This window comes from Bacteroidota bacterium (assembly GCA_016714535.1).
Lineage (GTDB): Bacteria > Bacteroidota > Bacteroidia > AKYH767-A > OLB10 > JADKFV01.
In genome coordinates this window covers 373,029-385,702 of the sequence record JADKDR010000006.1, presented here as the reverse complement: position 1 = coordinate 385,702, position 12,674 = coordinate 373,029, and the positions used below count along the sequence as shown (strand labels likewise).

7 protein-coding genes are annotated in these 12,674 nt (G+C 40.0%); 5 read left to right on the top strand and 2 right to left on the bottom strand.

The window, feature by feature from the left end:
• Window positions 1-40 precede the first annotated feature (40 nt).
• Window positions 41-1,159: a T9SS type A sorting domain-containing protein gene (locus tag IPO27_11060; GenBank protein MBK8847049.1), complete on the bottom strand. Its 1,119-nt coding sequence runs from the start codon at window positions 1,157-1,159 to the stop codon at window positions 41-43.
• A 213-nt stretch (window positions 1,160-1,372) separates the two neighbouring features.
• Here IPO27_11060 and IPO27_11055 point away from each other — a divergent pair, with 213 nt between their 5' ends.
• Window positions 1,373-1,678 (top strand): carboxypeptidase-like regulatory domain-containing protein, encoded by a 306-nt coding sequence (locus tag IPO27_11055; GenBank protein ID MBK8847048.1) that lies wholly within the window; start codon window positions 1,373-1,375, stop codon window positions 1,676-1,678.
• A 295-nt stretch (window positions 1,679-1,973) separates the two neighbouring features.
• Here IPO27_11055 and IPO27_11050 read toward each other — a convergent pair whose 3' ends face one another.
• Entirely contained in the window at window positions 1,974-4,142 is a 2,169-nt protein-coding gene (locus IPO27_11050) for a hypothetical protein (protein MBK8847047.1), read from the bottom strand.
• 301 nt (window positions 4,143-4,443) lie between these two features.
• On the opposite strand from IPO27_11050, the gene IPO27_11045 reads away from it, so the two are divergent.
• The 4 genes from IPO27_11045 to IPO27_11030 all read left to right on the top strand — a co-directional run bounded on the left by IPO27_11045 (window position 4,444) and on the right by IPO27_11030 (window position 12,618).
• Window positions 4,444-7,710 carry a SusC/RagA family TonB-linked outer membrane protein gene (locus IPO27_11045; protein ID MBK8847046.1) on the top strand — a complete coding sequence of 1,089 codons (3,267 nt, stop codon included), beginning with the start codon at window positions 4,444-4,446 and terminating at the stop codon, window positions 7,708-7,710.
• Window positions 7,711-7,849: 139 nt separating this feature from the next.
• On the top strand, window positions 7,850-9,511 hold the full coding sequence (locus tag IPO27_11040; GenBank protein ID MBK8847045.1) for a SusD/RagB family nutrient-binding outer membrane lipoprotein: 1,662 nt from the start codon (window positions 7,850-7,852) through the stop codon (window positions 9,509-9,511).
• 163 nt (window positions 9,512-9,674) lie between these two features.
• A complete protein-coding gene (locus IPO27_11035; protein ID MBK8847044.1) occupies window positions 9,675-9,869 on the top strand; it encodes a twin-arginine translocase TatA/TatE family subunit in 195 nt (64 codons plus the stop codon).
• 133 nt (window positions 9,870-10,002) lie between these two features.
• A complete protein-coding gene (locus IPO27_11030) occupies window positions 10,003-12,618 on the top strand; it encodes a T9SS type A sorting domain-containing protein (protein MBK8847043.1) in 2,616 nt (871 codons plus the stop codon).
• The last annotated feature ends 56 nt before the right edge of the window (window positions 12,619-12,674 follow it).

Sequence of the window (12,674 nt, the reverse complement as noted above, 5' to 3'; positions counted from 1 at the left end):
AAGCGAAATGCAAAAAATTTATTCACTAGAGCAACAATTCCTATTTTAAAACAACAACTTTATTTTTATAAATATTATTTTCAGTTTTAACAATGACTGTATATATTCCATTGTCAAAATTCTGAAGGTTAATCTCGGCCATGTTTTCATCTATTTGTACGGATGAATTGAGAACGCGACCATTCACATCTGAAATAGAAATATTGGTGTTGGTCAAATCAAAAGGGCTTTCAATTTTAAATGTTTCACTTGCAGGGTTGGGATAAACACTCAACACTAGAGTCGGTTCTGTTTCTGTTACATCCTGCCCAATGCGCAAAGGTGCTGTAGTAAATGATTGTATGGGCGACCATGTAGATGCACTTATTGGATTCAGATTGCAGCGCGATTTAATTCTCCATTGATAAATAGTAGAAGGCAAAAGTCCTGTGATACTCTTAAACGAACTATTTGAATTAACGTACACGGTTGTCCAACTGCTTGTATTTTTTTTTCTGTAGCTGATGGTATATTTTAAAGCACAAGGTATCGTAGTCCAGTTAAGCTTGGCACTACTGCTAGTGATATTTGTCGCCACAAATCCACTGCTTGGAGCATTGCAGTTGGCGGGTATGGTTATACTTTTTGTATCTGTACATGTAAACGAACTAATAGTTAATTGATAATTGCCAGGTGTAAGGTTGCTAAAATAAAATGGACCACCCGGTGCATTAAATGGCATAGTTGTTTGATAGAAGCCATCTTTATATAAATCTACATTTCCACCTCCGCAAAATAAACCATTGTTGTAAAACCAAATTTCGTTATCATTATAGCACCCTGATACTACCGATAGATTAATTAACTCAAGCATACATGGAGGCTGAGCTAAAACTATATTGGGAAAAGTTTGAACAATATTTCCATTACTCGCATTTCTGATGATAACTGTATAAGTGCCGGCCCATCCCAATAATTCAACATCGCCACACCAGCCAGGTATATTGGTAACTTGAGCAGGAGGCACTGATTCAAAAGTATAACCTGTGGTTGGTCCGCCAATGCAAATAGTGCCGGGGCAGCCATAAGCAAATGGTTGTACTGTAGAAAGATTCCAGCTTTGTGCTTTTGCAACTAATGAAATGCAAAGTAGTATCGCAATGTTAAGTGTGTTTTTCATTTTTTTGACATTTTAGAGTTACTCAAATATAAGGATTCTTCTTTGAAATGAATTCAACTATTTTTAGACTCCTAAATAAGTATCACCCCCTCTACCAACCTATATTCACTATGGCCTTAGGTCAGGAATGTTTGATTATTCTAATCAAATTTCATCCACAACTCTAAACTAATTATTCATTAATTTAGCACCGTCCTAATTCCTGCTGATGTTATGAAATTAATACTTCGAATTTTTATTTTATTGTTATGCTGCACTCAGTTGGATTTTACTCAAAGCTCTGTGCAAGGTATTGTTTATGGTGCCGATGATAAGCCACCACTCCCCTTTGTAACGGTGGCAGTATATGCTACAACCAATGGCACCATCACCGATGTTGCCGGTAAATTTTCATTGCAGAGTGTAAAAACAACAGACACCATTATTTTTAGTTTTGTGGGCTACGAAACACTTCGTTTACCGGCTCAGCTGGGTGGCAACATGCAAGTGTATCTTACAACCAATCGCAAGATTTTCTGAAAAAGCTTATGATTTTATTGAACACATAACAAATGACAAACGAGCTTACCCGCCTTGCCGTGGTGTTAAGAGAAAACTAGCAGGTTTAAAGTGTGTTCAGCATAAGAAATATACAATCGCATTTTTCGATTATGAAAACGAAATTATAATAGTTGAATTTATCCCATCAAAGTTGATTAATTAGTTGAATACAGCTATAAAATTTTAAAAAAATTATCTTGTATTTGTCTTTGCTTGGTAAAAAACAACCACAAGCTTTACCAACCTCCACCCTTTGCCTTTTTTACAATTCTACTTAAGTCGTTTGTGGGAAAATTTTCATTCCATCTTCAGACTCCATCATTTGCCAGCCTACATAGTAGCCAAGTTCGCGATAAGCTTCAAATTGTTTTTCATTAAAAAACTGATCTGAAGTGGACTCATGCGGAAATGTTGGGTTAACTCCTTTGTAACTGTACACATCAACCGATAAGCCTTCTATCACGGCTAATTTCATATAAACCAACACTCCTTTTTTACCATCACTATATTTAATATCAGCAATCGCATATCCATGTTTTGAAATTTCATATTTCTGTTGGAATAAACTGTCACCACTTGTTCGAGGTAATATTTGATCGGTACCATAACCTTGTCTGAAATAAATTCGTGCTCCAAAATCAACCCTTACTTTTTCAATTGCATTGGCAAGGTCATCGAAATTAAACATTGCATCAGCGCCTCCATCCGATACCACTATTAAATCTAACTTCCTTCGTATTAATTCATAAAGTGCTAGGTTTTCGTAGTGTCCACCATCTGAAAGTAATAAGTGTGTACTGTTTTCAGTCAAGCCAAATCTGAAGATTTCGGAAGTCAAGCCGGGATTAAAAAAATTGGGCGATCCAAGAATAGTTTCTTTTGCAGGGTTGCTAGTCCAGTAGCCCAATCTCAAATTGAGCATCGATAATAATATTGATACCATTACATTCCTAGTAACTCCTTCTCCTGATACACCTGCATTTGGATTCAATGCAGCCGCAGAGGTTGCCATTGCCGATGCCAACGTCATCCCTCTGGTTTTATCTTTCTGAAAACTTTTTGTTTCCCTCCATCCGGTAGCATCACTACCGCAATACAGACGCGAGATTATAAAGTTGTCGCCACCACGCCCACTATAATCAACCTTAGGCGAGTTAGCTAATATTGCATTAGTATTAATAATATGATATGGCCTCGGATTATTTTCATTACACATATTTTCCATCATAGCCTTATCAGCTTCTTCTGCGACTTTCCATGAATTCGTATAAATTGCTTTGCTGCCTGGCATAAAGGCTTCCATAAGCCTGTTGCGCCACATATAGTGTGGACCTATTAAATTCAGATTAACAAAAAAGCCAAACATGATGGTCAATGCAATGAACACCAAAAAAACAATCGGGTTTTCAAGTCTCGTATACCCATGTTCATTTAAAAAGAATTCGGTACTGAAATAGTAAGCAAAAAGTAAAACGCCATAGATCAATGCAAATACACCTAGGTAGATAATAATGTCAGAAAGTCCTCCCTTATTTTCCTCATTCTTACTTGCCTTAAGGTATTGCCAAATTCCGGTTGCAGTGCCAAATAAAGTGGACCCACCGGCAGCATAGGCAACACCATTTTCAAAAAAATCTTTAAGAAAATTTGTAACATAGGGAAGCGTTCCAAATAAAATCAAGGTTCCACTTATTTTAATTATCCATCCCAGCATTATTTGACCGTTGATAAAATTCTTGTATCTGTTTGTACTGATATTTTCATATTTGAAATAGGTAGTGAGCGAATAAAAGAACCCCAGTAGCACCATCAATAATAGCAAGCCAATGCCTGCCATAAGCAATACACCATCTTTTATTCCTTGGTCAGCATCTGAGTTTAAGGCACTATTAGTTAAAAAATAAATAAGCCAAATGCAGGAAGTCATTAACACGGTTAAAAAGCTGATATACACAAACAGTGACATAATCATACTTCTTACAATCACACCTGCAAAAGAAAGAATATCAAGGTTCTTGGTAGGAGTTAAATAAGAACCATGCTGACGAATGAAGTCGAGCAGTTTATTTTCGTCTTCAAAAACGGAAGTAATTTTTGCTGATTCATTTTTACCTCCACGTGCTCTACGCTTTCCTAAGGGAAAATTTTCTGGGTCAGTTCCTACGGCTTTGCCCCCACAGTGCAAAGCCCATGTTAAAGCCGATCCCAAAAAACCACCACCTGAAACCGTGGACATATAGTCCATCTTACTCATTTGCTTGTTAGCTACAAGAGCCTGCATTACACCCAAGCCAAAGGATGCTGAGCGGATACCACCGCCTGAAATGGCAAAACCTGAAACAGGTTTTGTTTCATTCAGGTTTAGGTACTTTTTTTCTTCTGCAATAATTACATCCGGATCAAAGCTGTGATCTTTTTTAATTTCTTCTGAAATTTCTGACATAGTTTAATTAAGTAGTTAGATGGCAGTTAGATAGGTAATAGCGGCATAAATGTAAAAACTAATTCTTACCCCTTACATTTTGACCATAGAAATTTTTTACTTTAAAAATGGAAATGTTTTTTGTGATATTCCATTAAGCCATGGGACTCCTTTGATTTGCAGTAAAAGTTTTGAGCCTCCTAGGTTCTGATTAATACATCTCCTATACCGATATAATGTTTAAGTAATGCATCCTTATCCTTCTACCCTTTCAAATCAATATTTCATTACTTTAGCCGCACACAATTTTCCTTCTCAACTTATGAAACACTTGTTTCGCATTTTAATCTTATTGGGCATTGCAATAAATATTGCCCACGCACAAAGCACTGTGCAAGGTACTGTTTATGGTGCCGATGATAAGCAACCACTCCCCTTTGTAACGGTGGCAGTATATGCTACAACCAATGGCACCATCACCGATGTTGCCGGTAAATTTTCATTGCAGAGTGTAAAAACAACAGACACCATTATTTTTAGTTTTGTGGGCTACGAAACACTTCGTTTACCGGCTCAGCTGGGTGGCAACATGCAAGTGTATCTTACAACCAATCGCAAGCAGTTGGGCGAAGTAGTGGTAACGGCTTTAGGTGTATCGCGCCAAAAGCGCGAGTTGGGGTATGCCACCGAAAAAATTGGAGGCAATGAGATACAGCAGAGCAATGCACCTAATATAATTAACGCCCTTAGTGGCAAGGCTGCAGGTGTACAAGTTACTAACCCCGATGGAGTAGATGGAGGCACAACACGTATCACCATTCGCGGCAATAATAGCATTGATGGTAACAACCAGCCACTCATTGTTATAGATGGTATGCCCATGAACAACGATCCCGGCCTTACCGATATAGGTCGTGGGCGTGATTGGGGTAGCGCCATTAACAACATAAACATGGCCGATGTAGAAGATATTAATGTGCTTAAAGGCGGAGCCGCAAGTGCCCTTTATGGCTCGCGTGGTGCCAATGGTGTAATTTTGATAACTACCCGCAAAGGCCGCAAGCACAAAGGCATTGGCGCCTCCTATACCATGATGTATAAAACCATGCGTCCGTTTCGCTATCGCGAGGTGCAAAATAAATATGGTGGTGGGGCTCCTCGTGCCGACCTTGGGTCGCCTGATTTTGAATATGGCAGTGACAGCGTACCAATGACACCTTCGCTTAGTACCGATCCAAAGTTTGGTTATCCTGGCACAGCAGTTTCGTGGGGACCGGCTTATAACGGTGAGTATATACGTTGGTGGGATGGTAAGATGCGCGCCTGGGAAGCACAACCCGATAACTTGAGATTGCCTTTTCGAAACGGCCAAAATGTGATGCATAATGTGTCGGTAGAAGGGGCAGGAGATGCCGGTAGCATGCGCTTTTCGTTTAGCCGTAACACCAATACACCTATTATATACAACAGTAACTTTAGCCAAACCACCATCAGCACCAATACTACTATGAAGGTTACTGATAAGGTGACACTTGGTCTGGCGCTTTCATACGCGCTTTTCGATAGACTAAATAGCCCCTTGCAGGGAGACGATGCTAACTCTATAAACAAAGCCCTGCTGTACTCATGGCCACGAAGTTATTTGGGCGAAGACCTCGATGCCTATGCGCTTTCTAATGGCACTCAAAATCCTAATATAGGATATCCCTACAATTATATCGACAATAATATTTGGTGGAATTATTTTAATAATAACACGACACTTAATCGAAACAAATTAATTGGAGGTCTTACCTTGAATTATAACATTAGTAAGTGGCTATCGCTTAGTTGCCTTACCGGTCTTGATAATACAAGTGATGAATATGAAACAAAAAATAAACCTACAGACTTAATCGGGTTGCAGGACGGGTATTATGCACAGCAATTGCAGCGCGACCGCAGTGTCAATGGAGAGTGGCTGCTCACAGCAAAAAAGGATAGCCTGTTTAGAAAGCCCATTAATGTTAGTTGGAGTTTAGGTGGTTCAAGTTGGTCGCGTAACATGCAAAATGTAAGAGCGCAATCAGGGCGTTGGTATTTTCCTAACTGGTATAGCCTGAGTAATTTTACTCCAACTATTTATGGAACTGATGCTGATGGAAACGTTACTGTAGCTTCGCTTGGCGATGATCCGGCAACCTTGTTGCCGGTTACTAATTTTTATCGTAAGCGCATCAATTCGTTTTACTCATTTATGAATGTGTCGTTACATGACTATTTATTTTTGCAAGTAACAGGTCGTAATGATTGGTCGTCAACCTTACCGCAAAATGCTAACTCATATTTTTATCCCGGAGCATCTTTGAGTTTTATTTTGTCTGATGCTTTAAAATGGAGTAATAAAATATTGAGTTTTTGTAAAGTTCGTGGAGGCGCAGCACAAACTGCTACTGATACCGATCCTTATCAAACAGAATTTTATTATAAGACCTCTTTATATGGTGGGCAACAAGCATCGTCTTTTCCTGCGGTAATACCACCTATATCGCTCAAGCCACAGCGTGTCAACAGTTACGAGATAGGCACTAGCCTTGGTTTTTTCAAGGATTTCATCACGCTTGATTTGACTTACTATTATAAATATGCTTTCGATCAGATTATTCGCACACCGGTTCCTACTTCGGCAGGTGCAGCTACAGCTTTAATTAACGAAGGAATCATTTCCAATAAAGGAGTTGAAATAATATTAAATGCCACCGTAATACAACGCAATAATTTTAGTATCAAGACTGGATTAAATTATGCACGCAATCGCAATACGGTTGTCAGCCTAGGCGATTATGCCGATACCTATATTCTTGCCGACATCTGGGGAGAGAATGGCCCGCAAATAGCCTTGCAGGAAGGTGATGATTTTGGAACTATTGTAGGTTGGGATTATGTTTATAAAGATGAGAAACCTGTGGTGAGTGATGATGGTACCCGATATTTGCTTACACCAACAAGGGTGCCTGTTGGCAATGCCTCACCATTATTTATTGGTGGATGGAATACTGCATGGCGCTATCGCTCACTTACACTTAGTACCCTAATTGATACCAAATGGGGTGGCGACATATACAGTGGTAGTTACGTTACCGGCTTACAAACCGGACAAAGCCCAGCTACCCTTGAAGAGCGCGATGGCGGAGGGCTTCCTTACACCGATGCTAATGGAAATATTACCAATACAGGAGTAATATTAGAAGGAGTACATGCCGATGGAACTCCTAATACTACGGTAGTTAATTATATCTATAAGTATATGCCTAATGCCGGAGGGTGGGGAAATTTTCTTACCAAACCAGGCATTGTTGAAAATACATGGGTTAAGTTTCGTGAGGTAACCCTTGCATGGCAATTGCCTGCGCGAATGGTGCAACGCACTCGTGTATTGCAGGATATGAGCATTGCATTCACCGCCCGCGATTTGTTTTATATTTATACCACACTTCCTGATAATATTAATCCTGAAGGAACCATAGGTGCCGGCAATGCCCAGGGCCTTGAGTGGGGAGCTTTGCCCGGTGTGAGAAGTTTTACCGTAAGTATAAATGCACGATTTTAATATGAATAGCAAATTAAATACGGTAGATGATAAATGAAGGCATGCCACGATAGTTCTTATGCCGAAAGTCATACTGATTAACTAGTAAACAATAAAAGATAAAAAAGATTAAAATAATTTTTTGTTTGAATAACCACCAATGAAATTGAAAAACAACATGACCGTTAAAATTAAAATAAAATCATTCAAAACATATACACTCCTAGTTACACTCCTGGTTGTTGTAATATGCGGTTGCCGCAAAGATTTTGAGGAGATAAATAAAAATCCCAACGGCTTCACCTCGGCAAGTGATGGCTCTTTGTTTAATTCGGCCTTACGTTCTTTACAACCGGAGTGGAATGAACAACTTTATGTGAATCTTTCGGTACTACAACTTCAAACGCAACAAATTGCGCTGCCGCAAGTGCGCTGGGTAAACTACACGCTTGGCACCGAAGCCATATGGAGTAATTATTATACCACCCTGCCTGCGCTGCGCGAATTAGAGAAGCGATTTAATGCGCAAGACATTGCACAGCCCGAAATAAAAAATATGCAAGCAATGATGAAGGTGGTGCTTGCTTTAAAAACATTTAAGGTAACTGACCTATTTGGCGATATTCCATTCAGCCAGGCAGGATATGGATTTCAAGATGCTACCCAAACCCATCCCGGGTTCGATTCGCAACAAGAAATTTATAAAGCCTTATTAGACGATTTGAAATGGTGCCACGAAAACATAAACGATACCGCAGTTAATCGCGACCCTTTTCTCACGTTTAAAAAATTTGATAACCTCTTTTATGGAGATATGAAGAAGTGGCGGAAATTGTCGAACTCGTTGCGCCTGCGATATGCTATGCGCATGGCAAATAAGGAACCGCTGCTTGCAGGTCAGATGATAAAAGATATAATTGAAAACAACAGACCATGTTTAGGAATAAATGAGTTTGGGCAGTTGGCAAATGACCCGCAAAATGAAACTGCTGCTATTTGGCCATTTAAGCTGGGGTATAGAAACGAAAGCAAGGGTTGGGCTTTTAATCAATCGAAGGATGCACGCATGGGCACCAATATGTGGCGCTTGCTTGCTAAGCATGATAGTGTGGATGGAAGCGGAATTTACGATCCACGTGCGTATTACTTTTTCGAAACCAATATTGATAACAAATGGGTGCCGTATTACAACGATCCTGCTACCGGTATTCCTGATGGAGGTATTCCATACGACTATCAACGCGATATTGCGTATGCAGTAAAAGGAACAGATTGTAAATATTCGCCTGTAAATTATTATCTGGTGCGCGATATGGATTACCAACCTGAGCTATTAATGAGTGGTGCCGAAGTTTTGTTTTTGCGTGCCGAGGCGTATATGCGCGGTATTGGTGTGGCAAAGGACGAAGGACTGGCAGCTACTGCCTTCTTAGATGGTATACAGTCATCGTTAACCTTTTGGCAGTACGTGATGACCAACTCAAAGCTTCCTCTAGGTGCCACTTTTGCAACTAATATTAATGTTCCTGCCAACCTCGACTTTTTTTCGGTTCAAAATAATTTGAGCTTTTGGTTTGGTACCGCTGAACAAAAGCTTGAAGAAATTTACGAGCAAAGTTATATTGACTTTTTTCGCCAACCGCAAGAAGCATTCTCACTTGCACGAAGAACCATGGCTACACCAAGGCAGGGGAGTGCACCGTTAAATGTGTTTCGATTTCCTATTCCACCAACTGAGCTAAGTTATAACCTGGCAAGTTGGAGCGCAGCCTATGGAACATCAGGCAATAACCTCAATCAAAAGGTTTGGTGGATGAATTAGTACAGAACGCCTTGATACTTATCCCATTTGAAATCATAAAAGTTATTTTCGTGATAATTAATACGTGTAAAACCATGTTTTGAGCGGTTATAAATGCGCAGGTTTGCTGCTATCTCAATTAAATGCTTACCTTTATGCCGTTAAATTTAAAAAAAACAATAAAATGTTAAACACCGTCCTTTTAGGAATGTTAGGGTTAGGAGCTACCGAAATAACGTTAATCATTGTGGCATTGTTACTGTTGTTTGGTGGTCGTAAGATACCCGAACTTGCGCGCGGCCTGGGGCGCGGTATACGCGAATTTAAAGATGCTTCTTCGGGCAAACTTGAAGAAAAGAAAGAAGAAGAAGTAAAATAAATTAGTATAAAGCTATAAGTTAAAGACACCCATGCGGTGTCTTTTTTTTTGATGTTCGTTTTAATCATATCCCGAGTTCTCGTGATTCTTCTTTAAGGCATAGGGGTTTACTTTTGAGCTAAATTTTTGCTTTATGAAAAAATCACTATTAATTCTTTTAGTTTTTATCAGTGCTAAGATATTAGCACAACCACATGCTAAGTTTATACATCAGCAAAATCCAAAAACATTTGCCGAAGTGCAAAAGGCATTTAACGATTACTACCTCACTCACGAAGTGGAAAAGGGAAGTGGGTACAAGATATTCAGGCGATGGGAGTGGTATTGGGAGCAACGTCTAGGAAAGACTGGCACTTACCCTGCCCCAACAGTAAATTTTGAAGAGTGGGAAAAGTATAAGTTGCAACATGCAGATCTCCATGAAAAAACAACGCAGCAATTCCAAGGGAATTGGATTTCGAAAGGGCCTAATAATTCACCAGGAGGTTATTCGGGTATAGGCCGAATTAGTTGCATCGGATTCCATCCAACACAAGCAAATACCTTTTGGGTAGGCACTCCTGCAGGCGGATTATGGAAAACTACAGATGGTGGACAAACCTGGACTACCAACACAGATGATCTACCTGTACTTGGCATTACAGATATTGCTATCAATCCTAACAATGCAAACATCATGTACATTGCCACAGGCGATGGCAATAATGGAAGTACCGCTTCGTTTCAAGGATTTAGCTATTACTATGGTACGGGCGATACCAAGAGTATTGGTGTACTCAAATCTACTGATGGAGGCGCTACCTGGAATACCACTGGATTAAACTGGAATGTGCAACAAATAAAGTTGTTGAACAGATTGATTATTAACCCTTCCAATCCCCAAATATTATATGCTGCAGCCAGCGATGGCATTTACAAAACTACCAATGCAGGCACCGCCTGGACCAAGGTTGCTACCGGCCATTTTTGCGATTTAGAGTTTCACCCTAACAATCCACAGATTATTTATGCGGCCACCAAAGATTTATTTAATGGCGATGCACAAATATTTGTTTCTAGTAATGGTGGTAACACGTTTATGCAAAAAACATTTATGACTCAAAATTCAAGAATAGCTTTGGCGGTCACTCCCAATTTTCCTGACTTACTTGATGCTGTTGTTGCCGATGAAACCGGTGGATTGGCCGGTATGATTTACAGTGACGATGCCGGTTTCACAATGAATCCGTACATATTTGGCTCATGTTCTTATAATATGCTTAATTGGGATGCAGGTGCCACAGGATGCGGTGGGCAAGGCTCCTACGACCTTTGTTATGTAATGCATCCGAACGACTATCTCGAGATTTGGTTAGGTGGAGTTAACCTGTGGGCTACGCCCGATGGTGGTACAAATTATTTTTTGCAAAATTATTGGTCTACGTATCAAAATCCGGGAGTGCCAACGGTGCATGCAGACAAACACGCGCTTGCTTTTCATCCGCTTAATTCAAATATCTTGTTTCAGTGCAACGATGGAGGCATTTATAAAACTACCAATAGCGGGCAGTCGTGGTCAGACTTAAGTAACGGCATTACCAACAGCGAAATATATCGCATTGGGGTATCGCAACAAACAAGCAACAAGGTCATTTGTGGTTTACAAGACAATGGAAGCAAGCTACTCTCAGGCAATAACTGGAATGATGTTACCGGTGGCGATGGCATGGATTGTCAAATAGATTATAGTAACGACAATATTCAATATGCTTCGTATGCGCAAGGAGTTTTGTATCGCACAACTGATAATTGGAGCACCCAAACTACCATATCAAGCAATTTGCCAGGAGGGCAGCAAAGCGGTGGATGGATAACGCCTATGGCTATTGACCCCGGCAACCCGCAAACAATATATGCAGGCTACGATCGCATTTACAAAAGCACCAATCGTGGAAATTCGTGGACAAGCATTTCGCCTCCTTTGTCAGCATCAAAATTACTAACATTAACCATAGCACCATCCAACAGCAACTACATCTATACCGCAAGTAACGATACACTTTTTGTAACGACAGATGGTGGGCAAAGTTGGGGATATGTAGTGCTTAGTAATACAGGATCTTATATTACAGGCCTGGCGGTAAGCAATACCAATCCGAGTAACATGTGGGTAACCATGAGTGGGTATGCTAATGGCGATAAAGTTTTTAAAACTACAAATGCAGGCAACTCTTTTACAAATATATCAGGCACTCTGCCAAATGTACCAGCCAACTGCATAGTGTATGAAAACGGTAGCGCTGATGGAGTTTATGTTGGAACCGATGTGGGCATTTTCTATCGTGACAATAACATGAGTGATTGGTTACCGTTTAGCAGTCAGTTGCCCAATGTGGTTGTAGCCGATTTGGATATATCCTATCAGGATAATAAACTCTGGGCTGCAACATTTGGACGTGGGTTATGGAAGAGTGATTTGTTTAGCGTAAGCGCAGGCACTCCTCATGTGGCAGATATTAGCCCCGAAATTTCGATTTTTCCTAACCCCGCAACTGGGTTATTCTATATATCTACTTCGCAGCTATCATTTAAATTGCAGCAAGTAAACATTGTAAATGCACTTGGCGAAAAAATGCAGGACATCACTAACCCTACTGCTATTTCAGGAGCTTATTATCAGTTCGATTTATCGCAATTGCCAGGCGGAGTTTATTTTATTAACATGCTTGTAAACGATAGTTGGGTAAGCAAGAAATTGGTTAAGCAATAATCAATAGTTTATCCGGTTGAAAGAATTGGCCTGCATGCAAATGCAGGCCTTTTTAA

Bases quoted from the DNA above. Each gene is read 5' to 3' on its own strand.
- IPO27_11060 (MBK8847049.1), bottom strand. From the start codon at position 1,159: ATGAAAAACACACTTAACATTGCGATACTACTTTGCATTTCATTAGTT.
- IPO27_11030 (MBK8847043.1), top strand. From the start codon at position 10,003: ATGAAAAAATCACTATTAATTCTTTTAGTTTTTATCAGTGCTAAGATA.
- IPO27_11035 (MBK8847044.1), top strand. From the start codon at position 9,675: ATGTTAAACACCGTCCTTTTAGGAATGTTAGGGTTAGGAGCTACCGAA.
- IPO27_11055 (MBK8847048.1), top strand. From the start codon at position 1,373: ATGAAATTAATACTTCGAATTTTTATTTTATTGTTATGCTGCACTCAG.
- IPO27_11040 (MBK8847045.1), top strand. From the start codon at position 7,850: ATGAAATTGAAAAACAACATGACCGTTAAAATTAAAATAAAATCATTC.
- IPO27_11045 (MBK8847046.1), top strand. From the start codon at position 4,444: ATGAAACACTTGTTTCGCATTTTAATCTTATTGGGCATTGCAATAAAT.
- IPO27_11050 (MBK8847047.1), bottom strand. From the start codon at position 4,142: ATGTCAGAAATTTCAGAAGAAATTAAAAAAGATCACAGCTTTGATCCG.